Consider the following 25,756-nt stretch of genomic DNA (forward strand, 5'->3'; position numbering starts at 1 on the left):
CTTGAATTTTCTGTACTTTAAAATAAATATCAAATTGCTATAACTATTACTATAAGTATAAATTAAAACTTAAATAAATGAAAGTACACTATTTGTATAAAAAAGTGTCCTTATTTGCATTTTCTATAATTATTTGGTGAAGTAGAAAATCTTTTTTGAAATATACGATGGAAGTAACCTACATTGCTATACCCCACCGCATAACTAATATCAGATACTGTCAGATTAGTTGTAGTAAGTAGATAAGCTGCTTGATCTAACCTCTTGATTTGCTTTAGTTGGGTAAATGTTTTCCCTGTAATTTTTTTTATCATACGGCTTAACCAATGAAGATCACAATGAAGTATATTGGCAAAATCAGTAAGACTACCCTCCTTATAATTTTCTTCAATAAATGATAATAGTTTAATCATAAGTTCTTCTTCAAAATTAGTTTTACCTACATATAGTTTATCAGTAAAATTCATTAATTGCAAAAATAAAAGTCCCATGGTAATCTGGTTTATGCTTCTTTTACTTTGCTTTTCTATTAATATATTCCAAATCAAATTCTCAACTAAATTCTGGATTGGCAAAACATCAGACACCTTGTAGTGTAGATAGCTAACATGATTGTTATTCTTCTTATGACAACCTACTATAAAATTTCGTAGCAGACTTTTTTCGCTACCTATCATTTTAAGAGTATAGTCAAAAAATTCAGGAAGAATTATAAAGTTCACTGCTATATCTTCAAAATCTGCAGGAAAAACTTCATGCATGACACTCTGGCTTAAAAAAAGTAGTTCACCAGCCTTAAGCTCTATAACTTCATCATCTACAATATGAAATGTATGACCCTGACACATATAAACAAATTCAACATAATTATGGCCATGTTTAGAAAAATGTATAAAACGGGTGTGAGCTTGTACATAAATCAGTTTGTTCTGTCCTAATATTTTATTGCTATCAACAATATTGGAAGATGGACTCATATATAAATTAAGATTAATAACATTATTCCCCTTTAGAATTTCCTTCTCTTCTTCTTTTAATGTTTTTAATTTGTCTAATAATGTACTATTCATAATAATTTCCTTAATACATAATATTTTTCAAAGTCCTAATTAAAATATAAACATTGATACACTCTGTGTCAATAGTTTATATTCATATTTCCCCATTTTTCAACACGATTGTACTTTGAATTTTCAGAAGAAAAATTTATCCATATAGGGGCATAGAGTAATTCCGGATGAGTATCAAAGAATATCTTATCTCCATACTTAATTGCTTGTAAGGCTAATGGCAGTTCACGACGAAATATTGCCTCTCGCCTTATAGATATGGCAGGATCCATAAAACCATCAATATAAACATATACATAAAGGAAAGCATATCCCTTACCCACTCTCCATTCTGCAAGAACTTCATCTCGTAAATAGCTTATCTTGTCATAAGCATAGTTAAGACCTATAGTAAGAAATAGTTCCCCTGTTTGATCTGAGTGCGTAAGAGTATATTTTCGATTATTCACCGGCTCTTTTTGTGTTACACCATCTCTAAATTCAACATACAGCTTATTAGGATTAAAACTATTCAACAAATCACTTCTCTATAAACAAATTATTCCTTTTAATTATATGCCAGCTCAATATAAAGTTTATTTTTTAAATTAAAAAGCCCATGTGATTTTCACATAGGCTAATTAGGTAATTAATTCTCCCAACCTTTTTTAAGTGCAAGGGCAACACTAACCGTTCTTTTTGCCTGATATTTAACTGCTGCTTCTACATCTTCAACCATTTTACCGTCCTGATTTATTGATACACTTGTTCCATAGGGATTTCCTCCTGCTCCAAATAGAACCGAATCTGTAAATCCCGGGGCTACAACTATAGCTCCCCAGTGAAACATGGATGTGTAAAGTGATAAAATAGTTGCTTCCTGTCCACCATGGGGGTTTTGTGCAGATGTCATAGCACTTACTACTTTATTAACTGTCTTTCCTTGAGCCCAAAGTCCCCCTTTTGTATCTAAGAACTGCTTCATCTGTGATGCCATTACACCAAATCTGGTAGGGGTACTAAAAATAATTGCGTCAGCCCATATAATATCCTCATCGGTGGCAACAGGAACATCTTTTGTTGCTTCAACATGGGACTTCCATATGGGATTTTGATCTATTACAGATTGAGGAGCTAGTTCCGGTACCTTTAATACCCTAACATCAGCTCCTGCCTCTTTAGCTCCTTCTTCAGCCCATCTAGCCAGCTGATAATTTGAACCACCCATACTGTAATAAATTATAGCTAAGTTAATACTCATTAAAATAACACTCCTTTTTTTAAGCTAAAAACATTAATCTTATTATCCCACATAGGAGTTTTTTATTACAAATTTGGAAATAAAAAAAACATTTTATTTCATTGACTCTTAATCCTGTTTATGATATCTTTTATCTTACTTTTATACACTATACTTTATAGAACTCTGGAAAGACCCGTAGATGGGCACCGTAAGACTAAACTACTTTATTATTATTGTGGTGGCTCTTAGGTAAAAATACAGAGAATAGATGTTTTTGTTATTTTTTGTTATCTTCGAAAAATTTGTCGTATAATTCTTTAGGAATATTTAAACTTTTTGCCTGTAATTTAGCAAACCAACTTTTTTTAGCCAGTTTGTATGCCACTTTAAATGATAGGCTATTCATTGTAGAAGATGGTAGCTTAATAGGGTAGATTAATGGACTTTCTATTATTGCATACTGGGCAATATCATTTCTTTTTGACAATATATCAATAACAATTTGTGCTCCTAATGTACAACCACCGATTGCAAAAACTTTTCCATACTGATATCTGTCAATATACTGTATTAATTTGTCTGCTGAATCTTCAATACTAGTAAATTCAGTTTCAAAATCCTCCCCATGCCCATCAATTATTGGTGTCACAATATGATACTCCTCTTGTAACTCCTTAACTACCCTGTCCCATGACCAGTCAGATAATCCATTACCATGAAGTAGTATAATAGTAGGTAAGCTTTTGTCTCCTTTTTCTGTAAAAAGCATAGCCACCTCCTTAACTGACTAATAAATCACTTATAATATTAAAATCATATTAATGTATAAATAAACATAATTAATACTCCTTAGGTAAAGCTATCTTTTTATATGCTATATTAAAATAAAATAGGGTGATTAATCACCCTATTATTTAAATTAATTCTATAACATAAATATACATATTTCAATATTTTCTGTTAATTATAACTTTAATTTTATATTAATTGTTTATTATTAAGATTCAATATGGCTTTAATAATTAATTAATCTTTTGTCAGACATTTAATTTCTTAATCTAATTAACCAATCGATATAAGTAATATATTTATCGGTAAAAATACCATTCAAATACTCAGATATATTAGATAAGAAGTCATTAAAATAATAACCAAACAGCCACTTGCCAGTAGCTTATCTCCTACTATCAAGGGCTGTTTATTATTTTGCTTTGCTTATATCTTTTTTACAAATTCAGATTTTAATTTCATTGCACCAAATCCATCAATTTTACAATCAATATCATGTCCATCACGGGAATCAAGTATAAGCCTAATGCTTTTAACCTTAGTTCCTTTCTTAATGGAGGATGAACTACCTTTTACTTTAAGATCCTTAATTACAACTACAGAATCACCATCATTTAACTCATTTCCATTGGCATCCTTTATGATATCATTATTATCTTTAATATCCTGCATTTCTAAAGTCCATTCATAAGCACATTCAGGGCAAACTAAAATATTACCATCTTCATAAGTATATTCTGAATTACAGCTTGGACAGTTTGGTAATACTGACATTTCTAATACCTCCAGTTTTTTTTACTAATCTATAATAGCAAAATAAATAAGATTAATCAAATTTACTAATTTATCTAGCAATAGAGGTTTTAGAGCCCTAGGGAATCTATACGAAGCTTATAAAAATACTGAACAATTGGATGCTTTAAGCTCATCTGTTCTTCCAAATTCATAAGACGTCTTTTGCCCACTCTTCTATCTACTAAGGCAAAGATATTCAGTAAGATTTCATTACTCTTAAGACAGTCATCTATAGGCATGGTTAAAAATCTTTTAGCTGCATCATAGAAATCCGACCTCAATAATATAGCCTGTGCTTCAAGTAGTTCTTTGGCGTAAGTGGATATCTTACGGTTTCTAGCTACAACTTTTAAGCGATCCTCAGGAATTTGATTAAAAGAATCCCTTCTTACCTCATTAATATCTTCCTCAGTGATAGGAATATCAATATCAGGGTTGTTTTTTATCTCCTGCTCTGTCTGGTAGCAACGAATTAGAGCATTGGTATCGCTCATATTAAGGACTTCATTCTTATCTACTGTTATATAACATCTTCCCAATTTATCAGGCAGATAATGATAACTTGTAGCCCGGTATTCAACTCTCCCTACCAGTTCAGGACAGAGAAAGCTTTCAAGATTTTGCTTTAGTTTGCTCCATACCATAGATTATCTCCTATTTTATTATTTTTTATATAAACACAAAAAAGCAAAAGCTATTATTCCTGCATCTTACTTTTTATCTTACTGTATTATATCACATTTTGCTCTGAACTGTACTATTTTTTATCATTACTTGCTATTATTTGGGTGTATGGCTTATTATGCATAATTAATGTATCGAAATTACCTTTAGAAGCCACTTATATCTTGCCATCTATTTTCATAGGATATATAATCCTCTTCTCTTAATCTGTAGATAATAAACTTTTCCCTAATATCCCTTGTACCTGGAATTCTTATTTTATTTATTATTGTAAAAGGTGTGCATGTTTTAAGAAATTCTTTATACTCTTCTATAGGATAATATAGAATTAAATCTACTGTTCTTAAATCCTTTTCTACGGAATATAGAATATTTCTAACTACTTTTTTAAATATCTGAACAGAAAATGGATTAAAAAAGTAAAAGCAATTTTCTGACTTATCTATTTTATAATGTTCGGCAAGACCATAATGAAACTTGATAGGTGCACTGATATCCTTTGCTTTAAATCTATATCTAGCTTTATTGTCAAGTGCCTCCTCAAAAGTTTTATCATTGACTTCTATCCCTGTTACCGGTATATGAAAGTGATTATGTATATAAAATGCAACCCTGCCTCGTCCACATCCAAAATCTACAACTTTATCCGTTTTATTAAACTTATAATGCTTAAAAAGGCTATTAAGAGCCTTATATGGTGTTGCTTCATAACGGTTATAATGAACCTTGCTGTCTTTCCACTCTCTTATACCTACCGTTCTTATTCCAAGCAATTTATCTTGTATTACTCTTACATTTATATCACCATATACAGACCGACTGTCTGTCGGTTTTGTATTAGTATATTATGGTTTCTTATAAATGTCACTACAAAAATATAATCAAATTATTAGGATAATATTTATTACTTGAAATATATATGGAAGATATTGAATTAAATAGTTATGATATTATTGTACTAATAATACTAAATAAAATGTTCTTATATAAATGGAGGAATAATTTATGAATTCTTTAAACAGGGATTTTTATAACCGAGATTCCCTTACGGTTGCTAAAGATCTATTAGGAAAATATCTTGTTCATATAGTAGATGGGGTAAAATTAGTAGGAAAAATAGTGGAAACTGAAGCTTATATGGGAGTTGAAGATAAGGCCGCTCATTCCTATGGGGGAAGGCGAACTCCAAGAGTTGAAGTAATGTATGGACCACCAGGCTATGCCTATGTATATTTAATCTACGGCATGTATGATTGTTTTAATGTTGTTACAAATAAAGAAGGAATTCCACAGGCTGTATTAATTCGGGCTATTGAACCAATGGGTGAACTTGATGCTTTTGCCTATAATAGATATCAAAAATCTTATAATCAGTTAAACAAAAGCCAAATCAAGGGCTTAACCAATGGTCCCGGAAAATTATGTAAGGCTCTTTGCATTAATAGAAATCATAACGGAGAAGATTTATGTGTAAGTAAACTTTATATCACCAATGGAATAGAGAATAATTTTGAAATTGTTTCTGCCAAACGAGTAGGTATCGATTATGCAGAAGAAGCCAAAGACTTTCTATGGCGATTTTATATCAAAGACAACCCATTTATCTCAGTAAAATAATTAAAAAATTAAAAACGACCTCATTACCATTCCCGATTTGGTTATGGTAACGAGGTCTATAAATCATATTCTTGGCTTAGCCTTCATAGCCAGATGTGCAGCACCTAATATTCCTGCATTATTTCCTAGACTAGCCTGTACTACTTTTACCTCTTTATAGTTTGGCATTACATAGTTAGGAAGATTTTCTCTTATATAATCTATAATATAAGTTTGTGACATAATCCCTCCACCTAGAACTATTAGGGATGGATTAAATATATGTATAAGGCTAACCAAACCCATAATTACTTCTTGTAACCATTTATCAACTATGTTTTTTATATCATGATTTCCTTTATTAAGATAATCAAATATTATTCTCCCGTTTACATCTTCCATTCCTAATTTTTCTTTTACTTGCCTTACCAGACTGGTAGTAGATGCATAGGTTTCATAACATCCCTTACCCCCGCAAGTACAGTCTCTACCACCTACATGGGTGATTATATGACCAAATTCTCCGGCAGAATTAAGATTTCCTCTATATATTTCACCTTTTTCTATAATGGCTCCACCTACTCCGGTACCATATGTTAAACATAAGAAACTTTCATTTCCTATGGCTGCACCAAAATAGGCTTCACCAAGAGCTGCTGCATTTACATCATTTTCTACAGCTGTGGATATTTTATATTTTTCTTCTATTCTCCTTTTTATTTCTATTCCTGTCCATCCTGGAATATTGTCCGTGGCAAATATAATTTTGCCTTCAATAGGATCTACTTGACCTGTGGCACTAATGCCTATTCTATCAATGTTATCATATCTTCCGATAATATCTAGTACCCTGTTTATTAGAACTTCTCCACCTTCTTTTGCAAAAGTGGGAACTTCACTACTTTCTAAAATTTCTCCATGCTTATTGATAATACCAATTTTAATTGAGGTTCCTCCAATATCTAAAGCTAATACTCTCATTATTACCCCTTTAAATTGCAGTTTTTAATATAATTTCTCTAAAACAGAACTGGCAGTTTTTTGATTGTTGTCTCGGCTAACCTCATAATTACGACGATAATATTCAGCATACATTAGGTCTAATATATACAAGAGCCCCATTTTGGCTGAAGTAGAACCTCCCTGTAATGGTCCTTCATTTGCACCACAAAGAATGGTTACATCGGAGTAGCTAGTTAAAGGTGATTTAATAAACCTACTTATAGCTATTATCTTAGCTCCTGACTGCTTTGCAAGTTGTGCAACGTGAATGGTATCTTTTGTAGAGCCGGAATATGAGATAAATATAGCTAAATCTTTTTCTGTTAACATGCTTGCTATCATAGATTGCATATGAGGATCTTGAATACAATGAACTTTTGGTGTAATACGAAGAAATTTATTCATTGCTTCCATAGCTGTTAACATAGATGAACCTACACCAAAGATATATACATTCTCTGCCGCTTCAAAATAATCCATGGCCAGTGAGAATTCTTCCCCATTTAAAAGTGTATAAGTTTCATTTATAGCATCTAAATTGGACTTTAGGACCTTTTGTGCCAGAGTTTCAAAGGTATCATTTGGTGTAACATCTACTTCAAGTTCCTCATTATCTTTGTCTTCATTTGTTATACTTAAGGAAAGCCGCATTTTAAATTCTTGGTAACCCCGTAAATTCATGGTACGGCAAAATCGAAAAACACTAGTATCCCCAACACTACAAGCGTCTGCCAAATCTGTAATAGACATAAATAATACCTTTTTGGGGTTTTTTAATACAAAGTCCGCTACTTTTTTTTCAGCCTTTGTAAATTGGTTATACATAGCTTGTATACTTAAAATAAAATTTCCATTTGCCATACAATTAACTCCTTATTAATTATTTATCGCTTCTACGTATCGTCTTGTAATATCCATTGGACGAGTAATAGCAGTACCTACAACAGCTGCGAAAACACCAGTTTCAAGTGCCATCTTAAGTTCCTGTGGACTCCATATTCCTCCTTCGGCAATAACAGGCTTTCCACAATCCTTAACTAAACTTCTCATTAATTCATAATTTGGTAATTTAGTGCCTTCAGTATAGGGAGTATATCCACTCATGGTAGTACCTATTATGTCAAAACCTAACTTCGCTGCCTGTATCCCTTCATCATAGTTAGAACAATCCGCCATAAATAATTGATTGGGATATTTTTTTCTTACATTGGAGAAAAATTCTTCTAATGATTGAGATTTTGGTCTTAGACGAGCTGTAGAATCCATGGCTATAATATCAACACCACAATCTACTAAAGCATCTACCTCTTCCATGGTAGGTGTAATATAAACATCACTATCATCATAATTTTTTTTAATAATTCCTATTATAGGTATATCTACAAGCTTTTTTATTTCTGTAATATCTTCCACTGTATTTGCTCTTATGCCAACAGCTCCACCTAACATTGCTGCGTAAGCCATCCGTGACATAATATATGAACTATGTAACGGTTCGTCATTTAAAGCCTGACAGGAAACAATTAATCCACCCTTTATTTTACCTAATATATCTTGGCTCATCAAAGTTCACCTCCTATTTAAAATTTACCCATTATTCTTAATATATAATAAAATACAAGATTTTACCATAGACAAGATAAATAATATATAGATTAATCATATATAAGGTGAAAATGAGAAAGGAAGATCAGTCATCTTCTCTTTCTGTTGTCCATAATGATAGTAAATATTCTTTATCCTTTAATAATTTAAAATAATTTCCCAATCCTATAAATTTTGCCTCTCCTCCGATAACCTTATAAATATTTCTAAAGAACTTATGGATATAGCTGAACGTATAAAAGATGTTTCTGTATATGCCAAGGATTGTTCAAAGATGACTAACGACGGTAATGATATAATATCTTCTGCGATTAAGCAGATAGAGTTAATAAATACTAATTCATCTGAAGTTACAAATGCAATAAACATATTGGCAAAAAAATCAACGGAAATTGGTCAAATAACGTCATTGATTAATGATATAGCAGAACAAACAAATCTACTTTCACTGAATGCTTCCATAGAAGCAGCTAGAGCCGGTGATGCCGGTTTGGGCTTTTCTGTTGTGGCTGTAGAAATACGAAAGCTAGCCGAGCAATCAAAAAATGCTACAACAAAAATAGATAGCTTAATCAGTGATGTTCAAAGTGAAGTTGAAAATGCCATTTCCATGACAAATGAAAATAATAATTCAGTTAACGTAGGTTTAGATGTTATTAATTCAGCCGGAGAAATCTTTGCTAGAATATTATCAGCCATAAATGAAATTACCAGATATTCTAATTCTGTATCTGATAATGTACAAGAAATTTATAAGAACTCTCAGAATGTTGTTTCATCAATTAGTGAAACTAAGCAAGCTTCAGAAGTGATCTCAAAAGCAGCCCATGATGTTGCAGCAGCTTCACAAGAAGGAAACGCAACCTTAGAAGAAATTAATGCAATAGCAGAAAAACTTTATAATATGTCCACTGTACTTAAAAATTCAATACAGTTCTCCTCTCCTACCAATATGCATTAACATAAAAAAGGCAAGAAACTTTTAAAGTGTTCTTGCCTTTTATTATTTATAATATAATTAAAGCTTAATTTTACTCCAACTCAAATGCTCCGGTATATAGCTGATAATACTGGCCTTTTTGTTCAATAAGTTCCTCATGATTGCCCTTTTCAATAATACGTCCATGATCTAACACAATGATTACATCAGAGTTTTTAACTGTGGACAGACGATGGGCAATAACAAATACTGTTCTGCCTTCCATCAATGCATCCATACCCCTTTGAACAATTGCTTCAGTTCTTGTATCAATAGATGAAGTGGCTTCATCTAAAATCATAACCGGCGGATCTGCTACTGCCGCCCTGGCAATGGATATTAACTGACGCTGTCCTTGAGAAAGGTTAGCACCATTTTCGGTAAGCATAGTATTATACCCCTCCGGTAAACGACGGATAAAATCATCGGCACCGGCCAGTTTTGCAGCTGCTATACATTCATCATCACTGGCATCAAGTTTACCGTATCGAATATTATCCATTACAGTTCCTGTAAATAGATTAGTATCCTGCAGGACAATACCAATGGCACTTCTTAAATCCGATTTTTTGATTTTGTTAATATTAATACCGTCATAGCGAATTTTACCGTCGGCTATATCATAGAAACGATTGAGCAAGTTTGTAATGGTTGTCTTACCTGCACCGGTAGCACCAACAAAGGCTACTTTTTGTCCCGGTTTTGCGTAAAGACTAATATCATGCAAAACAGGTTTTCCAGGTTCATACTCAAAATCTACGTTGTATAATCTTACATCTCCTGTTAATTTAGTATAAGTTACAGAATCGTCACTATGGGGATGCTTCCAAGCCCAAATGCCTGTCCGCTTAGAACATTCTATTAACTTTCCATCTTCCTCCCTAACATTTACCAGGGTAACATATCCCTCATCATGTTCAGCTTCTTCGTCAATCAAGCCGTAGATTCTTTGTGCCCCGGCAAGTCCCATGACAACGGAATTTATCTGATGGGACACTTGATTGACATTACCTGCAAATTGTTTAGTCATATTAAGGAAGGGAACAAATATACTAATACCAAAAGGCAAACCTGAAATACTTATGTTTGGAACTTTAGTTATTAATAAAATACCGCCTATGATTGCTACTATAACATATAATACATTACCTATGTTAATTATTATTGGGCCCAGTATATTGGCATAGCGATTTGCTTTTCTTGCATCCTTATACAAAGCTTCATTTATCTTATCAAAATCTGCTTTGCTTTCATTTTCATGACAGAAGACTTTGACTACTTTCTGACCGTTCATCATTTCCTCTGTAAATCCTTCCAAACGACCAAGGGCTTTTTGCTGTTTTATAAAGTATTTAGCAGAACCCCCACCAACTTTTCTTGTTACAAATAACATGGCAGTAACACCAAGTAATATAACCATGGTAAGCCATACACTGTAGTAAATCATAATACAAAAGACAGATAAAACAGTAATACTAGATATTAAAAGTTGTGGAAAACTCTGGGAAATCATTTGTCTTAGTGTATCGATATCATTGGTATAAAAGCTCATGACATCCCCATGATTATGAGTGTCCACATACTTAATAGGTAGTGTTTGCATTTTGCTAAACATTTTTATACGGAATTTTTTTAAGGTTCCTTGGGTTATAAATGCCATCAGCTGATTATATGTTATACCGCTAAGTATAGATAAAACATAAAATACAGCTAATATAGCAACAAGGGATAGGATATTATCTTTTACCCCGTTCCAGTCCCCGGTCTGCCAGTTCTTCTCAACAATAGCAATTATGTTTTGCATAAATATTGCCGGTATGGAACTTATAATTGCATTAAATACTATAAAGACAATAACTAACGGCAGCATTACCGGATAAAACTCACGTATGTCTTTAAACAGGCGAAAGATGATCGTTTTTTTATTATTTACTTTATTAGTTTTCATTTTGATCACCTACCTTATTTTGTGAAGTATAAATTTCTCTATAGATTTCATTTTCAGCCAATAATTCCTCATGGGTACCGATACCATTGATGGTACCTCCATCCATTACTATAATTCTGTCAGCGTCTTCCACAGAAGCCGTTCTTTGAGCTATTATTATCTTTGTCGTATTAGGCATATATTCTTTCAAGCCCTTACGTATACTGGCATCTGTTTTAGTATCCACTGCACTGGTGGAATCATCAAGGATTAATATCTTAGGTTGTTTAAGTAGGGCTCTTGCGATACAAAGTCTTTGCTTTTGTCCACCGGATACATTGGTACCCCCTTGTTCAATATAAGTATCATATCCTTTAGGAAATTGACTGATAAAATCATGGGCACAAGCCAGCTTGCAGGCTTCAATTAATTCTTCATCAGTAGCATCTTTATTACCCCAGCGAAGATTTTCCTTGATTGTTCCGGAAAATAAAATATTTTTCTGTAATACCACTGCCACTTGATTTCTTAAGGTTTCCAAATCATATTTTTTTACATCAATACCGGCTACTTTAACAACCCCTTCGGTTGCATCGTATAGGCGGGGAATTAGCTGAATAAGGGATGATTTAGATGAGCCTGTTCCCCCGATAATTCCAATGGTTTCACCGGATTTAATTTGCAGGTTTATATTTGCAAGGGCCATTCTTTTGGCTTTCTCTGAATATTTAAAACTTACATTTTCAAATGAAATAGAACCATCTTTTACTGTGTATATGGGATTTTCAGGATTTGATAATGTACTTTTCTCATTTATTACTTCTACAATACGTTTAGCAGACTCACCGGCCAGTGTAATCATAACAAATACCATAGAAAGCATCATCAAACTACTAAGAATCATAAATCCATAGGTTAAGATGGCAGAAAACTGACCTATATCAAAATCTAGTCCCCTACTGCTAATAATTGTGTAAGAGCCAAAGGACAAAACGAAAATCATAAGGACATACATGCAAAATTGCATTAAGGGTCCGTTAAGAGCTAGTATTCGCTCTGCTTTGGTAAAATCTGCACATACATCCTGGGCTGCTTCATCAAATTTTTTCTGCTCATAATCTTCTCGAACAAAGGATTTGACAACCCGCATTCCCTTTATATTTTCCTGAATTGATCTATTTAAGGCATCATATTTTTTAAATATTTTCTTAAACAATGGAAATGTTTTGTATATTATTAAAGCCAGACCACTTGCCAAAATCGGAACCATCACCAGGAATATCCAGGCCATACGGCCTCCCATTACAAATGCCATAACAAATGCAAAGACTAACATTAAAGGAGAGCGAATTGCAGTTCTAATTATCATCATATATGCATTCTGCACATTTGTAACATCGGTAGTCATCCTAGTGATTAAGGATGAGGTCATGAACTTATCAATATTTTCAAAAGAATAATTCTGAATACTGTAGAACATATCCTTTCTTAAATTTTTTGCAAATCCGCAAGAGGCAGTGGCAGCTGTTGAACCTGCAATGGCACCAAACATTAATGACAAAACTGCCATGATAACCAGTACAGCCCCATACCTTATAATTGTGTTTAAATCACATCCGTTTTTTATTTTATTTACCAAAGAGGCTGTGATAAATGGTATTGTACATTCAATTACTACCTCAAGACTTATTAAGATGGGAGTTATTATTGAAAGTTTTTTGTACTCACGAATACTCTTGGCTAATTCTCTAATCATTTTATCAGTCCTTTCCATAAAAAACGAGTATTGTTCATCAACCGGACTTATGTGATAAACACTACTCGTTTACTGCATTCTGAACTATTGTATATCAATAAGATGCTGCGAGCCTATCTTAAAAAACGCAACTAGCTTGAATATAATATCAAATTCCACCTATATTGTCAAATAATTTTCATGTCTTTATGAGATTAAAGGCTTTAATCTAGTGAGTTTCTTCACTGATTAAAGCCTAATCATTTTTTATTATATACCAAGTGCTTGGTTAAAGTCCTTTAGAAGTTCTTCCTGATATGCTTTATCAAACTTACCTGATAAAAGTCTAGGGAAGGCTTCATCTTTTAGTTTTTTCCAACTTATCTCTTCCTTGCCAACCACAATCGGATAAAACCAAACACCGTTAGAGAATGCGGCATCACGGTCACCGGGAGCATCACCTACCATACAGACCTTCTTAGGATCATAACCCTTCTTAAGTAACTGGGTGATACAAAAAGCTTTTGATCCTGCTTCTTGACTTAATAAAACTTTTGTATGTTGTTTTAGATTATGCTTTTCCCATTCCTCTTCAATGGCCTGACCGTTTGCTGAGGATACCACAACCAAATCGGCTGCTTGTTCCATTTTATCAAGAGCTGATTTTACATTGGGGAAGGGTTTATCTACCTTGGGCAATTGTGAAATAGATCGATTTACACGGATACTCCAAAGCAAAGCCAATTCCATGCAAAGACTATTAGTTTTCTGACATGCTTCAAGTAAGGCAGGATTGGATAATTCTTTTGCCTCTTTTGTCCAGCGGATAAAAGTATCCAGTCCATCAAAGACTAGTCCTCTTCTTTCCATTTCTTCTAGAGCCATGGCAAGCCCCTTAAAACGGTTAATTCCTCTGGTTTTAGAATAAAGATTAATTTTATTCCAATATTCCAATCCTTCTTCTTGATACTTCTCAAGGCCAAAGGTTTTAATCCATTCCGGACCGAAACATCTAATATGCTTTACGTCCATAGTGTCCATGGCACATCCGTCACTATCTATACATATCAGATATTCCTTATCTTTTTCATAATCAAAGTAACCCATTAATTACTCCTTTTAAAATGTGTTTTATTAATTACTTTTACCACCTTGTATCCGGCAGGCCGCAGAAAGAATCAACAGGATCTACTCCTACAAATTCGGATCTACCCAGTAATTTTTCAACTAAAGCCTCTAAAGTATGCTCATTTTTATCATAAGTATTGATGTATGTTTTTACCTGAGGTACATCTGCCAGATGGAAAGGACAGCTTAGGGATTGTTTTAAATACTTTATGCCGCAAAGCAGTTGAAAGCAGTAAGGTTCACCCCATTCATATTGATGAGACATCAAGAGAATTTGCTATCCGCATTGAATCTATATCATCTTTAAAAGATGCGGACAAACTTCAAAAAACAATGATTCGAAAATACTGTATGCTGGTAACCAACTATTCATTATCAGGATATTCCCCTTTGATTCAAAGAATCATTAATTACATTGACATGAATATTTCAGAGCAAATCTCTTTAAGACAATTGGCTGATATGTTTTCAATAAATTCCAGTTATCTGTCATCCTTATTTAAAAAAGAAATGGGAGTTACCCTTACAAATTTTATAAATCAACGGAAAATTAGGTTTGCAATAACATTACTTAATAAGACGGATACACAAGTACAAAATATTGCCTCACAGGTTGGTATTCATGATGTAAATTATTTTATTAAAGTATTTAAAAAAATAATCGGGATGACTCCCAAAGAATATAGGGATTCAATTAAAGGCCGCAAGGAATTGTAAATTTGACAACAAAAAATACCGTGCTGATGCACGGTATTTTCATATACTGATTAATTTATACCTTAAATCTAGTCACCAATTCCAGTAACTGTTCAGCTAGTTCAGCTAAATTATTACTTGAACCGGCTACTTCCTCAATAGATGCTGTCTGTTCCTCCATAGCTGCTGATGCCTCTTCTGTTGAAGCGGCATTCTCCTGTGCTATAACTGACAAGTTTGCCAGTACATTTATAATTTCTTGCTTCACTACATTCATATTCTTACCGGATTTAATTAACAGTTCTATTGCCTCTATAGCTTCTTCCATTGCTCTTTCAATAAGTTGGTATTTTTCCTTACTTCCGGCTACTTTTTGTGCTTGTTCTATTGAAATCTTAGTTGCTCTTTCCATGGTGTTAACTGCAACCTTAGTATTGGCTTGCAATTCTTCAACAATCTGGTTAATAACTTGTGTGGATTTTTTTGACTGCTCCGCAAGTTTTCCTATTTCATCTGCAACCACCGCAAAACCTTTACCGGCTTCACCGGCTCTGGCAGCTTCTATAGAGGCATTAAGAGCTAGTAAATTAGTCTGTCCGGCAATATTTTGAATTAAATTACTGGCTTCTCCAATTTTAACAGAACTTTCATTTGCTTTAATTATAGTATCATTAATAAGTTTCATAGAGCCGGTACTTTCTTTTGTAATTTCATTTAATTCTTCAATATCCACCAGACCATCTTTTACTGCAAGTGAAACTTTATCTGCTACGGTATTTACATTGGAAATGTATTCTTCTACTTTTGCAAGAATATCTCCTAGATACTCTGCTTTTTCTGTACCCTCTTGTGTATGTTTAGCCTGCTCACTTGCCCCTTGTGCAATTTCTTCTACTGTCTTAGCCACCTCTTGAGATATAGTAGATGTTTGCTGTGATGTAGCATTTAACTCTTCGGAAGAAGCAGCCACTTGCTGTGAATAATTATTTATATCTCCTATTATTCCTCTCAACTTATGGGCTAAATTCTGCATTGCTGTAGCCATAATACCGATTTCATCTGATTGTTTTAAATAATTCGGATTAATATCTTTCGATATATCTAAGTCTGATAACCTTGTGATATCCTGTGATAACAAAATAATAGGCTTTGTGATCGAATCTCCCACAAAATATGTAACCACAATACCTATAACTAATATTATAAATACAAATATAAGTAACAGCCTTTGATAAACCTTAACTGCTCCTAAAACTTCATCTTCAGTACAAGTAATTACAAAAGTCCAATCTGTTCCCTCTATAGCAGCATATCCTGCATAAAGAGAATTACCATTAAAGTTATATTTTTCAATCCCTTGTTTATCCTTTTTGATTTTTTCTATTAATTTAGCTAAGGGTATATATGAGGAATCTGACTTAGACACTTCTATAGGATTAAATTGCCTAAACACATATTCCGTGTTCGGATGTGCTATTATAGTTCCCTCTCCATCTAGTATGTATCCGTATCCATCTTCTCCATATCCAATATCCATAACTGTTTCTGTTAAGGATAAGCCGTCACTTAAGCCAACAAGAGCACCTACAACTGAACCATCCGAATAAATAGGTACTGCTTGCATTAGAATTAATTTAACATCTTCATTGATGCTGAATTTAATTGCATTTCTGTCACCATTTAAAGCTTTTCTTCCGGGGTCATCTTCAGATAATTCAGTAGTTCTGCCATCAATATATTGAACAGTTCCATCCATTTGAAGAACACCAAGAGTCTTAAAATGGCTTTCATCTAACATTCTAAGCAGAACTCTTTCTTGCATAATCCAATTCATGGTTTTTATCTCATTAATAGCTGCTATTGTTTCTAATGTGGCTCTCCGTGTTTCTAACCTACTCATTTCCAACTTAGCAACTTCCACGGCTATTGTAGAGACACTTTTTTCCGCTTCCTTCCTAAGTGTTCTATATGATGTCCACAAAGACAATGCGCCTATTAATATCGATGATGAACCTAATAATACTGCGAATAATACAATAAGTCTACTTTTAATACTCTTAAACTTTAGTACTTTCATAGGTCCTCCTTTGTATAAATATATTTGCTTTTATTTTAATATTATTGTAATAAAAAATCAATAATATATATATATTATCCTATATTTAATAAGAAATCAATAATTTTTTTGATTTTCTATATATTTTAAGGTAAATCATAGTTATCTTTTTAACTAAATTTATAAATCACATATATTAATTTTACCGTTTCATCTTCTTTTAAAGTTAAATATTCTCTTGATATATACTTTTCATGATGATATAATAGGTCCTGCTCGTTAATTTTTTAACAACATAGGAGGACTTTATGAAAGGTTTTGGCGTATTAGAAAAAGGTAAAGTTGGTTGGTTAGAGAAAGCAGATTACGTTTGTGGTCCGGATGATGCTATAGTTCGTCCCCTTGCATTATCCCCTTGTTCTTCAGATGTGCATTCAGCATATGAGATGGAAGGACCACATTTAATTAACAGAATACTTGGACATGAATCTGTCGGCGAAGTAATTGAAGTAGGTTCCAATGTGAAAGACTTCAAAGTCGGAGACAGAGTAGCAATACCATGTACTACTCCTACTTGGAAACACCCTGATATTCAAGACGGAACACATCAGGATGCCGGTGGAATGTTTAGTGCAATAAATTTCTCCAGTTATGAAGACGGAACTTTTGCAGAGCAAATAAAGGTACGTTCTGCTGATATGAACCTAGCATTAATTCCGGAAGGTGTATCTTTAGAGTCTGCTGTTATGGCTACAGATATGATGACTACAGGTTTCTATGGTTCAGAACTGGCAGATGTTAAATTTGGTGATACTGTAGTTGTCTTCGGTATTGGCCCTGTAGGTTTAATGGCTGTAGCAGGGGCAAAATTAAGAGGTGCAGGAAAATTGATAGCAGTTGGTACAAGACCTAACTGTGTTGCCCTGGCTAAAGAATACGGAGCAACCGACATAGTAAGTTACAAAGACGGGGATTTAGTTGAACAAATTATGAAGCTTACTGATGGAAAAGGTGCAGATGCTGCTATAGTAGCAGGTGGCGGTGCTGAGGCTTTAAACAACGCTATTGCTGTTGTAAAAGCCGGAGGTGGAAATGTAGCCATGTTAGAGGTTATTACAGAAACAGAAATGTTAAATATACCTAATGCATATATCGGTGGTTTTCTATCCCATAAGACTATAAGAGGCGGCTTATGCCCAGGAGGAAGAAAGAGAATTGAAAGACTTCTTTCTTTAATAAAAAACGGTAGAGTTGATCCAAGTAAAATGATTACCCATAAATTTAATGGACTTGATTCCATAGAAGAAGCATTTTATCTAATGAAGGATAAGCCAAGGGATCTTATAAAACCTATTGTAATCATGGATTAAGTTAATACATATTTATAAAATCTTACAGGCAGACTTAGATATTACCCTAGTCTGCCTGTAAATAAATATTTATTTAAATGTTAAATCTCCCATGCATGTTTCTGCAGTAATGGTACATAAATCATCTACCAATATAGTTTCTTTAATACTCATCATTTTTTCATAAGTATCAATAGTTTTATAGTTTTGTTTATTGGAATTAATAATTATATCACCCATAGATGTGTATATATTAACTTTACAATCTTTATTTATGGTGGGTCCCAATTTGCATTCTATATCACCCATGCCGGATTGGATAAAACATTTACCATTAAAGCGAACTTTATCCGCAATGATGTCTCCTAAATCTGTCTTTGCTATAATTTCACCATTTATGCAATTTAGGTTAATATCACCTAAATGGCTATATAAAGTAAATTTATTAGTCTTTTTCGGAACCAATATATCCAAGTTCACATAAAAATCTAAATCTTTATAATTTTCATTTATCCAATCCCATAAATTAGATTCGTCATCTTTCTTTACAATATTGATTTTTAAATTTTCATCTTTAACAATGGACTGTATCTCAATTTGATCGATAATCTCAGTCATATCAATTTTTGTTTTGCTTTTAATAGTATAATCTGCTTTGATAACAAAATCATCAATTCCATAGGATATATCTATATCTCCTATATCTACTTCTACATCCACCGTACTAATATTGCTAATATCATCAATACTTTTTTCAATGGTACCTTCTATTACTTCATCTTTATTAAACATTTCGGATAACATATTATCACATCCTACTGCCAGAAATAAAATTGCTAGTAATAATGATACCATTAAGATAATTTTAATACTATGAGTTCCTTTCAATTTGTACATTTTCCTCCACCTCTAATTTTTGTCTATATTTTTATATTATAGTGTTAGGAATTTGGCAAGTCAAGGAAATCTTTACAATTATTTCTATTTATATCCACTTAATTCGACATAATATAATTGATATTCATAAAAATCAATAGCCAAATTTAAGTATAATCTGATATAATACTATCAAAATCCTATTATTTTCTAGATATAGCCACCGATGTAGGCTGAATAAAGGGGTGAATCTGATATGAATTATGAATTAGAGCTAATTTCCGATTTATCCGAAACACTGTCTTATAATCAAGCAGACTTTCCACTCTACGCCAATAAAATAAAGCTAGAGCATTTTGATCGTTTTACAGCTGCATGTCATTGTCACTTGGATATTGAATTTGTCTTAATGTTAGAAGGCAATATGGACTATTATATTAATGGAAATATCGTAACAATTCATGCCGGTGAAGGCCTATTTATTAATAGCAATAGACTTCATTACGGATTTACAAGTGAGTGTAAAAATTGTATTTTAATTGAAGTTGCTATACCCCCATCACTTTTTTCTGAGCATTTAGCTTATATACAAAATTTTTGGTCAGAAAAATTCGGTAATGAAACAGAGGACTTTATCCTCCTAAGTAAAAAAATCCCCTGGCAGTATGAGGTATTAAATCTTATTGTTTCTATATATAAAAATATACTTAAAGATAAACCAAACCCTTTTCAAATACTGTCTCAGGCTTCAAAATTATGTTTGCATATATCTGAAAATATATCCACTTACAAACAGGATAGCTCAGATACATGGAACTGGTTAACTCTGGCCAAAATGACAGGATTTATACATAGTCAATACGAAAATAAAATAACCTTGGATGATATTGCAGTAGCCGGTGCAGTATGCAGAAGCCAATGTTGTACCCTATTTAATAAATACATCTCACAAACCCCGATTGCTTATCTGAAGTATATTCGCTTGCAAAAAAGTTGTGAAATGCTACGGGATTCCAAAAAATCAGTCAGTGAGATAGCACTATCTTGCGGTTTTCAAAGTGCCAGCTATTTTACATATACATTTAAAAAAGAGTTAGGTATGTTACCAACAGAATATAGAAAGCAATATTATAAAAATAAGATTTAGCTCTATGGTAACTTTCCTTTATGTACTATGTACTTAATCTTTTATCTATTCACTATGGATACAGAAAGCATGATTTAGAGGACCGCTTCCTTGACCTAAATCCAACATGGCAGCCAATGCCCCGGTAACATAGTCTTTAGCACGGCCAACGGAACTTATCAGGTCATATCCCTTGGCCAGATTTGAAGCAATGGCACTTGATAAGGTACATCCGGTTCCATGGGTGTTGGGATTATTAATGGGCTGCCCTTTAAACCACCTATAAGCCCCATTTACATAGAGCAAATCATTGGCCTTGTTTTTATGATGACCTCCCTTGCAAAGAACAGCACAATGATAGTTATCACTGATAATCCTTGCGGCTTCAATCATATCCTCATCGGACTTAATCTTTATTCCGGATAGGACTTCAGCCTCAGGAATATTAGGTGTAAGTATTAAAGCCAGGGGAAAGAGCTTCTCTTTTAAAGCACTTATGGCATCCTCACTGATTAGCTTTGCCCCACTGCTTGCAACCATCACAGGATCCACAACTATATTTTTAGCATTATATTCTTTTAACTTATCTGCAATCATTTCTATTAAGCCCCCTGAAGATACCATACCTATTTTAACTGCATCAGGTGGGATATCTTTAAAGACACAGTCTAGCTGCTGCCCCAGAAACTCTGGACTTACTTCACTTATTCCTATTACACCGGTGGTATTTTGAGCAGTTAAGGCAGTAATGGCACTCATGGCATAGACACCATGTAGGGTCATCGTCTTAATATCTGCCTGAATGCCGGCACCTCCGCAAGAATCACTTCCTGCTATAGTTAATGCTGTTTTCATTTTTCAACTTCCTTTCTGTTTTTATATATAATTGAAATACTTTCAAATTACTACAAACTACTTTATATTTGATAATGTAATATTTTAAAGAAAATTTGAATTATAATTTTATGTACAATAAAAAGGCGGATATGCCAAGATAGGTATATCCACCCTATTTACTAGTGAATTTATTTCCCTACGTTGGCATTATCCAAATCAGGTTATGGGTCAAGACCTAACAGTCTACTCTCAGCCTGCTTCCTGCAAGCTCCCCTTTTTTATTAATCTCAGTATATATAAAAACTTTTTAGCAAATACCACTGTCTAAAATTTTATTACTTAAAAATTTAAATATTTTATCTATCACATGTGATTCTGCAATAAATTCTAACTCATCTTCATCTCCGCTCTTATTGATTAATATTTTGCAATGTTTTGCTAGATTTAATATATCTTCTGCAGTATATACATATGTAGGTTTTTCAATAAAATCCCAAACAAGTAAATCCTTATCAGTAATAAAAAATTGCTGAGATACTACTTGATTATAATTACTAAGAATAAAATCTAAATTATCCTGATTTAAAAAGCACTTAAATTCAGGCAGTTGAAAACCCAATAAATCTGAAGATTTTTCATTGCTTATTGATTTGGGAGTATTGATATTATCATTAAATAGTTTAATAACACTTTCATCTGTTTTTGCTCTAAAAATCACATCAAACCTCATCATAAATTGTTGTAGTATCTCACTTAATACAGTGGATATAAAATTTTCATTAGAAATTATTGTAATGCATTTCATACCATTGGCTTTTAGAGCTTTCAAATCATTATTAGTAAATCCTGTAGGTTGAACATCATAAAAAATTTTTACCATACTAAACTCCTCACTTAATTTAATACTTTATCCCAAGGTTAAATAACCTCTAAACTTAGTATAATTATATCTACTCAATAGCTGAGATTTAATTTTTCTTCTCCCATTACATAATCATTACTATATTGTGCTATAATATATTAATAAAGTCAAGTATAAGTTGTATATATATGTTATCTTTTGTCATACCGTTGTATCTTTTATTGGTGCAAGGTTATTTATTGGCAATTATGCACATTTTTTACCATTCCAATGGTTGTGCAATAAAAAATCCATAACCTTATATTGTTATGGATTCATATACAAGTATCTCTTTCAATTATAGAACATTTTGAAGAAAATTGATGGCATAATGAAGGGCAATTGGTATCGTTACATCTTTTCTCTTATAAGTTATAAAACACATTATAAGATGAAAAAAGAATGTAAATAGCAGCTGTGGTAAAGCAAATATTATGTAAGTAGCTGATTCCATATTATGAACATACATTTGAAAAGGCAGATGCATAAGTGAAAAGCATATTCCACCAATTATATATACCCATTTTTTATTCAAATTAAAGCCAAATAAATAATTTTGTAGAAATCCCCTGAATATTATTTCTTCTACTACTGCAATTTTGAATAAATAATAAACCGTTCCTTTAAAGAGTTTTGCTAATGATAAATCACTTATAAATATTGATAGGGCAAATGTAAGAAGTATAATTCCCCACATAATAAGTAGATTTACTTTTAAATTTACATTTGAAAAACCCAGGTTGGTAAAATTCTTATCTTTAGCTAAGACAATGATGATTGCTACTATAAAAAGTATCCAATAAATTATTCTATAGTTATTCCAGCCTGCTTTATATAATTTACCCATTATCCCGAAGCTGATTAATAAAATTAGATAATATATGATCCCAATATAACCATATATTTTATCTTTGGTTTTATACAAATTTTTCACTCCAATACCATTATTCGTTAATATTATTATATTCTCTTTTGTCTAATCTTGCAATATTATTAATCAGCTATGAATTTTACAGTAGCAATAGAAAACTAATTTAAATTAGTTTTTCTATTGCTACTTCACTCTTACAACTTTATCTACAACTATTCTGATACCAAACGTTTCTCTCCTTGAATTTCTTGTATTGGCTTGATGTCTTGAGATACTTCTAGGACACCTAGATATTCATTATTCACATTTCTTACAGCAAAGTACCGAATAAGTACATATTTATCTTTCATCTTTATCCAAAAGTCTTCATGATCCTTGGCACCACTTTTTAAATCTTCAACTATTTTTTCAACAACATGGACACTTTGAGGTGGATGACAATTGGATACATCTCTACCGATTATAGATCTGGTTCGTGGAAAAATTCGTTCCGAGCCTTCAGAGAAATATTTTACTTTATCATCTTTATCAACAAAGGTAATATCAAAGGGCAAGGTGTTAAGTACACTTACTAATTCGTCCACTTTAAAAACACCGGATGGTAGGGTAACTATTCCCTCCTTTATTCCTTCCTTGACTTCTTTTTTTAATTCTTTCTTATATTCTTTTGTGGGATTCCATACCGGAACCTGGTCAATCATATATCCAATTTCTTTACTGTCTAAGGCAATCTTTATCCATTCATCTTGAGTAAATGTCTCTAATATCATAGGAAGTAATATATTTTCCTCCTTAAAAATCATTTCTTTAACCTTTGATATTAGATTGTTTAACTTTTTGTTAAGCTTTTCTTCATCTACAATATTCTCACTTAGTATTTGCTTGACTTCTTTTAGTTCTGCTCTGATTTCATCATCTACTCCCCACATTACTTTAGGTGGTGCAGTTATATTATATTTCTCCATAAAGGGGAAGATAATATTTTCTTTACGTAAGTAATGTAGTTCTATTTTTGATAAGCTTTGTAATCCCTTTATGAGTAAATCTTTATTTCCGGATTTTTTGATATCAATGTAAGGCATAATCTCCCTATCAATGATATCCTCGATTACTCTATTCTCCTTTTTTAATATATAGGCAGGATGTCCCGGTATCTCTGTTTCATCTTTTGGTCTATGGATTTCTTCTATAGAACCTTTAAATACTGAGGCATGTACATCACAAAGTCTTTGTACTTCACTGATTGGAACACCTTCTAATATCAAAGCTTTTTCTGCCTCAGATATTTCCATAGGGGATACACCATTAAAAGTACTTTCAAATAAGTCTTTTACTTCTTCAACACTGCTACCTTCATGAAGTTTTTTAATTATCTCTTTTAAAACTTCTTTTCTCTTTTCCCGATTATTAATTAATTCACTCATTCAGATCATCTCCTTATAATTTGGAAGCCATGATTGTTTAACTTATCTATTAGCTCATCTAAATTCAATTTTTTTAACCTAGCACCTTTATCTAAAGTCATGAATCTACCTACTGTATTTAACATACCAGGCTTTGTGATGTCAGTAAATCCCATGTCACTGAGAATATTCATTATCTCTGGATAGGAACTACATATTTGATATACAGAATCTTTTATATCAATGATTTTTTCACTCATAAAACCTCCGAAATTTCCATCCAATATCTTTTATATACTTCCTATTATTACTTATCCTTAACAACTTATTCCCCTGTTATATCCTGTTTTGATATTATTTGCTTCTATAGTCATATTCTTTTAATAAGATATTATTTTCCAGATGAATATGCTCATGTAAATCACTTTCTATATCTTCTAATAATGAGAAAGTCTTATAATAAGTTTCGCAGCCATCACTTGGTACAGTGTAGTCCTTAGTGATTTCTCTTAAACTTTTTAGAATCTCCCCAGCTGACTCATGCTCCTTTATAATCTCATGGGATAATTCTTTAATCTTAACCTGATTTTCTCCTTTAGTAAGCTCAGGAAAAAGAAACATCTCTTCTTTTAATAAATGCTGTTCTAATTCCGTCTTCAAGCGGCCAAATAGTTGATAAACCTGAAATAATTCCCTATGTTGTGGGCCATGAACCCTAACAAGCGTAGACAATAAATCCAAGACCCTAGGTAGCACCTCTCTTAGATAACCGTGATGCTTATGCTCAATAAGTACAGTTAATCTATGGGGATCTTCGTCAATTTTATCAGTTGCGGCTTTTACTTCCTTATCTCTTTCTTCATATAATTTTTCTAATTGACTATAAATAAATTCGGCATCCAAATCCCCTTCATCTATTGCACTAGTAAGGAACCTATGGCCTCCACAGCAAAAATCTATGCCTACCTTCTTGAAAATTTCCTTGCTTTCCGGTAATATTGTAACCACCTTACCAACCGTAATCTGTTTATCTCGTAAATTCATAAAAACCTTCCTTTCTGTATAAACCAATAACTTAATTTGTTTTAACTTCTGTCTTTATTCTACCG

At 32.6% G+C, this 25,756-nt stretch carries 26 protein-coding genes and 1 riboswitch; of the genes, 5 read left to right on the forward strand and 21 right to left on the reverse strand.

Features of this window, described 5'->3' with window-relative positions; genetic code table 11:
• Nucleotides 1-110: 110 nt before the first annotated feature.
• From SD1D_RS06170 to SD1D_RS06200, 7 genes are all read right to left on the reverse strand, one after another.
• Nucleotides 111-1,070, reverse strand: a complete 960-nt coding sequence (locus SD1D_RS06170) for an AraC family transcriptional regulator (protein ID WP_058258127.1) — start codon at nucleotides 1,068-1,070, stop codon at nucleotides 111-113.
• Between the two features lie 68 nt (nucleotides 1,071-1,138).
• Nucleotides 1,139-1,585 (reverse strand): staygreen family protein, encoded by a 447-nt coding sequence (locus SD1D_RS06175; protein WP_058258128.1) that lies wholly within the window; start codon nucleotides 1,583-1,585, stop codon nucleotides 1,139-1,141.
• Between the two features lie 113 nt (nucleotides 1,586-1,698).
• Complete coding sequence (wrbA, locus tag SD1D_RS06180; protein ID WP_058258129.1) at nucleotides 1,699-2,310, reverse strand: NAD(P)H:quinone oxidoreductase; 612 nt, start codon at nucleotides 2,308-2,310, stop codon at nucleotides 1,699-1,701.
• 259 nt (nucleotides 2,311-2,569) lie between these two features.
• The gene (locus tag SD1D_RS06185; RefSeq protein ID WP_058258130.1) at nucleotides 2,570-3,061 is read right to left on the reverse strand and encodes an alpha/beta fold hydrolase; all 492 of its coding nucleotides are present in this window, start codon (nucleotides 3,059-3,061) and stop codon (nucleotides 2,570-2,572) included.
• A gap of 446 nt (nucleotides 3,062-3,507) precedes the next feature.
• Nucleotides 3,508-3,855 (reverse strand): zinc ribbon domain-containing protein YjdM, encoded by a 348-nt coding sequence (locus SD1D_RS06190; RefSeq protein WP_058258131.1) that lies wholly within the window; start codon nucleotides 3,853-3,855, stop codon nucleotides 3,508-3,510.
• 89 nt (nucleotides 3,856-3,944) lie between these two features.
• Entirely contained in the window at nucleotides 3,945-4,520 is a 576-nt protein-coding gene (locus SD1D_RS06195) for an SF0329 family protein (RefSeq protein WP_058258132.1), read from the reverse strand.
• 186 nt (nucleotides 4,521-4,706) lie between these two features.
• A complete protein-coding gene (locus SD1D_RS06200; protein WP_157893102.1) occupies nucleotides 4,707-5,333 on the reverse strand; it encodes a class I SAM-dependent methyltransferase in 627 nt (208 codons plus the stop codon).
• Nucleotides 5,334-5,565: 232 nt separating this feature from the next.
• On the opposite strand from SD1D_RS06200, the gene SD1D_RS06205 reads away from it, so the two are divergent.
• A complete protein-coding gene (locus SD1D_RS06205; RefSeq protein WP_058258134.1) occupies nucleotides 5,566-6,177 on the forward strand; it encodes a DNA-3-methyladenine glycosylase in 612 nt (203 codons plus the stop codon).
• 63 nt (nucleotides 6,178-6,240) lie between these two features.
• Here SD1D_RS06205 and SD1D_RS06210 read toward each other — a convergent pair whose 3' ends face one another.
• Genes SD1D_RS06210 through SD1D_RS06220 form a run of 3 tightly spaced genes read right to left on the reverse strand, consistent with a single transcriptional unit; the run spans nucleotide 6,241 to nucleotide 8,721 of the window.
• Nucleotides 6,241-7,137, reverse strand: coding sequence for an ROK family protein (locus SD1D_RS06210; protein WP_058258135.1), 897 nt, complete (start codon nucleotides 7,135-7,137; stop codon nucleotides 6,241-6,243).
• A gap of 24 nt (nucleotides 7,138-7,161) precedes the next feature.
• Entirely contained in the window at nucleotides 7,162-8,019 is an 858-nt protein-coding gene (locus SD1D_RS06215) for a MurR/RpiR family transcriptional regulator (protein ID WP_058258136.1), read from the reverse strand.
• A 15-nt stretch (nucleotides 8,020-8,034) separates the two neighbouring features.
• On the reverse strand, nucleotides 8,035-8,721 hold the full coding sequence (locus tag SD1D_RS06220) for an N-acetylmannosamine-6-phosphate 2-epimerase (protein WP_058258137.1): 687 nt from the start codon (nucleotides 8,719-8,721) through the stop codon (nucleotides 8,035-8,037).
• Nucleotides 8,722-8,980: 259 nt separating this feature from the next.
• On the opposite strand from SD1D_RS06220, the gene SD1D_RS06225 reads away from it, so the two are divergent.
• Nucleotides 8,981-9,724, forward strand: coding sequence for a methyl-accepting chemotaxis protein (locus SD1D_RS06225; protein ID WP_058258138.1), 744 nt, complete (start codon nucleotides 8,981-8,983; stop codon nucleotides 9,722-9,724).
• A gap of 70 nt (nucleotides 9,725-9,794) precedes the next feature.
• Here SD1D_RS06225 and SD1D_RS06230 read toward each other — a convergent pair whose 3' ends face one another.
• From SD1D_RS06230 to SD1D_RS06240, 3 genes are all read right to left on the reverse strand, one after another.
• Nucleotides 9,795-11,690, reverse strand: coding sequence for an ABC transporter ATP-binding protein (locus SD1D_RS06230; protein WP_058258139.1), 1,896 nt, complete (start codon nucleotides 11,688-11,690; stop codon nucleotides 9,795-9,797).
• Entirely contained in the window at nucleotides 11,680-13,425 is a 1,746-nt protein-coding gene (locus SD1D_RS06235) for an ABC transporter ATP-binding protein (RefSeq protein ID WP_058258140.1), read from the reverse strand. The genes SD1D_RS06230 and SD1D_RS06235 overlap by 11 nt, the downstream gene beginning before the upstream one ends.
• Nucleotides 13,426-13,674: 249 nt before the next feature.
• Nucleotides 13,675-14,511, reverse strand: a complete 837-nt coding sequence (locus tag SD1D_RS06240; protein ID WP_058258141.1) for an HAD family hydrolase — start codon at nucleotides 14,509-14,511, stop codon at nucleotides 13,675-13,677.
• Nucleotides 14,512-14,676: 165 nt separating this feature from the next.
• Between SD1D_RS06240 and SD1D_RS12650 the strand changes: the two genes are divergently transcribed.
• The gene (locus SD1D_RS12650; RefSeq protein ID WP_058258142.1) at nucleotides 14,677-15,249 is read left to right on the forward strand and encodes a helix-turn-helix transcriptional regulator; all 573 of its coding nucleotides are present in this window, start codon (nucleotides 14,677-14,679) and stop codon (nucleotides 15,247-15,249) included.
• A 55-nt stretch (nucleotides 15,250-15,304) separates the two neighbouring features.
• On the opposite strand, the gene SD1D_RS06250 is transcribed toward SD1D_RS12650, so the two are convergent.
• Complete coding sequence (locus tag SD1D_RS06250; RefSeq protein WP_058258143.1) at nucleotides 15,305-17,305, reverse strand: methyl-accepting chemotaxis protein; 2,001 nt, start codon at nucleotides 17,303-17,305, stop codon at nucleotides 15,305-15,307.
• Between the two features lie 287 nt (nucleotides 17,306-17,592).
• Here SD1D_RS06250 and SD1D_RS06255 point away from each other — a divergent pair, with 287 nt between their 5' ends.
• On the forward strand, nucleotides 17,593-18,654 hold the full coding sequence (locus tag SD1D_RS06255; protein WP_058258144.1) for a zinc-binding dehydrogenase: 1,062 nt from the start codon (nucleotides 17,593-17,595) through the stop codon (nucleotides 18,652-18,654).
• Between the two features lie 69 nt (nucleotides 18,655-18,723).
• Here the strand turns inward: SD1D_RS06255 and SD1D_RS06260 are convergent, their stop codons facing one another.
• Complete coding sequence (locus SD1D_RS06260; protein WP_058258145.1) at nucleotides 18,724-19,530, reverse strand: hypothetical protein; 807 nt, start codon at nucleotides 19,528-19,530, stop codon at nucleotides 18,724-18,726.
• A gap of 235 nt (nucleotides 19,531-19,765) precedes the next feature.
• Between SD1D_RS06260 and SD1D_RS06265 the strand changes: the two genes are divergently transcribed.
• Nucleotides 19,766-20,656 (forward strand): AraC family transcriptional regulator, encoded by an 891-nt coding sequence (locus SD1D_RS06265; protein ID WP_058258146.1) that lies wholly within the window; start codon nucleotides 19,766-19,768, stop codon nucleotides 20,654-20,656.
• A gap of 45 nt (nucleotides 20,657-20,701) precedes the next feature.
• Here the strand turns inward: SD1D_RS06265 and thiD are convergent, their stop codons facing one another.
• From thiD to ric, 6 genes are all read right to left on the reverse strand, one after another.
• Nucleotides 20,702-21,490: a bifunctional hydroxymethylpyrimidine kinase/phosphomethylpyrimidine kinase gene (gene thiD, locus SD1D_RS06270; RefSeq protein ID WP_058258147.1), complete on the reverse strand. Its 789-nt coding sequence runs from the start codon at nucleotides 21,488-21,490 to the stop codon at nucleotides 20,702-20,704.
• 158 nt (nucleotides 21,491-21,648) lie between these two features.
• Nucleotides 21,649-21,757: riboswitch (TPP riboswitch) on the reverse strand.
• Between the two features lie 22 nt (nucleotides 21,758-21,779).
• Nucleotides 21,780-22,352 carry a hypothetical protein gene (locus SD1D_RS06275; RefSeq protein WP_058258148.1) on the reverse strand — a complete coding sequence of 191 codons (573 nt, stop codon included), beginning with the start codon at nucleotides 22,350-22,352 and terminating at the stop codon, nucleotides 21,780-21,782.
• 319 nt (nucleotides 22,353-22,671) lie between these two features.
• Nucleotides 22,672-23,298, reverse strand: coding sequence for a CPBP family intramembrane glutamic endopeptidase (locus SD1D_RS06280; protein WP_058258149.1), 627 nt, complete (start codon nucleotides 23,296-23,298; stop codon nucleotides 22,672-22,674).
• 158 nt (nucleotides 23,299-23,456) lie between these two features.
• The gene (locus SD1D_RS06285; RefSeq protein WP_058258150.1) at nucleotides 23,457-24,668 is read right to left on the reverse strand and encodes a DUF438 domain-containing protein; all 1,212 of its coding nucleotides are present in this window, start codon (nucleotides 24,666-24,668) and stop codon (nucleotides 23,457-23,459) included.
• Between the two features lie 5 nt (nucleotides 24,669-24,673).
• Entirely contained in the window at nucleotides 24,674-24,907 is a 234-nt protein-coding gene (locus SD1D_RS06290) for a DUF1858 domain-containing protein (protein WP_058258151.1), read from the reverse strand.
• A 94-nt stretch (nucleotides 24,908-25,001) separates the two neighbouring features.
• A complete protein-coding gene (gene ric / locus SD1D_RS06295; protein WP_058258152.1) occupies nucleotides 25,002-25,691 on the reverse strand; it encodes an iron-sulfur cluster repair di-iron protein in 690 nt (229 codons plus the stop codon).
• Nucleotides 25,692-25,756: the final 65 nt, after the last annotated feature.

The sequence above is a fragment of the Herbinix luporum genome (genome assembly GCF_900070325.1).
GTDB lineage: Bacteria > Bacillota > Clostridia > Lachnospirales > Lachnospiraceae > Mobilitalea > Mobilitalea luporum.

Coding starts and splice junctions, on each gene's coding strand:
- SD1D_RS06215 (WP_058258136.1), bottom strand. CDS start 8,019: ATGGCAAATGGAAATTTTATTTTAAGTATACAAGCTATGTATAACCAA.
- SD1D_RS06220 (WP_058258137.1), bottom strand. CDS start 8,721: ATGAGCCAAGATATATTAGGTAAAATAAAGGGTGGATTAATTGTTTCC.
- SD1D_RS12650 (WP_058258142.1), top strand. CDS start 14,677: ATGTTTTTACCTGAGGTACATCTGCCAGATGGAAAGGACAGCTTAGGG.
- SD1D_RS06190 (WP_058258131.1), bottom strand. CDS start 3,855: ATGTCAGTATTACCAAACTGTCCAAGCTGTAATTCAGAATATACTTAT.
- wrbA (WP_058258129.1), bottom strand. CDS start 2,310: ATGAGTATTAACTTAGCTATAATTTATTACAGTATGGGTGGTTCAAAT.
- SD1D_RS06265 (WP_058258146.1), top strand. CDS start 19,766: ATGAATTATGAATTAGAGCTAATTTCCGATTTATCCGAAACACTGTCT.
- SD1D_RS06260 (WP_058258145.1), bottom strand. CDS start 19,530: ATGTACAAATTGAAAGGAACTCATAGTATTAAAATTATCTTAATGGTA.
- SD1D_RS06210 (WP_058258135.1), bottom strand. CDS start 7,137: ATGAGAGTATTAGCTTTAGATATTGGAGGAACCTCAATTAAAATTGGT.
- SD1D_RS06290 (WP_058258151.1), bottom strand. CDS start 24,907: ATGAGTGAAAAAATCATTGATATAAAAGATTCTGTATATCAAATATGT.
- ric (WP_058258152.1), bottom strand. CDS start 25,691: ATGAATTTACGAGATAAACAGATTACGGTTGGTAAGGTGGTTACAATA.
- thiD (WP_058258147.1), bottom strand. CDS start 21,490: ATGAAAACAGCATTAACTATAGCAGGAAGTGATTCTTGCGGAGGTGCC.
- SD1D_RS06185 (WP_058258130.1), bottom strand. CDS start 3,061: ATGCTTTTTACAGAAAAAGGAGACAAAAGCTTACCTACTATTATACTA.
- SD1D_RS06250 (WP_058258143.1), bottom strand. CDS start 17,305: ATGAAAGTACTAAAGTTTAAGAGTATTAAAAGTAGACTTATTGTATTA.
- SD1D_RS06255 (WP_058258144.1), top strand. CDS start 17,593: ATGAAAGGTTTTGGCGTATTAGAAAAAGGTAAAGTTGGTTGGTTAGAG.
- SD1D_RS06235 (WP_058258140.1), bottom strand. CDS start 13,425: ATGATTAGAGAATTAGCCAAGAGTATTCGTGAGTACAAAAAACTTTCA.
- SD1D_RS06285 (WP_058258150.1), bottom strand. CDS start 24,668: ATGAGTGAATTAATTAATAATCGGGAAAAGAGAAAAGAAGTTTTAAAA.
- SD1D_RS06225 (WP_058258138.1), top strand. CDS start 8,981: ATGGATATAGCTGAACGTATAAAAGATGTTTCTGTATATGCCAAGGAT.
- SD1D_RS06205 (WP_058258134.1), top strand. CDS start 5,566: ATGAATTCTTTAAACAGGGATTTTTATAACCGAGATTCCCTTACGGTT.
- SD1D_RS06195 (WP_058258132.1), bottom strand. CDS start 4,520: ATGGTATGGAGCAAACTAAAGCAAAATCTTGAAAGCTTTCTCTGTCCT.
- SD1D_RS06230 (WP_058258139.1), bottom strand. CDS start 11,690: ATGAAAACTAATAAAGTAAATAATAAAAAAACGATCATCTTTCGCCTG.
- SD1D_RS06170 (WP_058258127.1), bottom strand. CDS start 1,070: ATGAATAGTACATTATTAGACAAATTAAAAACATTAAAAGAAGAAGAG.
- SD1D_RS06240 (WP_058258141.1), bottom strand. CDS start 14,511: ATGGGTTACTTTGATTATGAAAAAGATAAGGAATATCTGATATGTATA.
- SD1D_RS06275 (WP_058258148.1), bottom strand. CDS start 22,352: ATGGTAAAAATTTTTTATGATGTTCAACCTACAGGATTTACTAATAAT.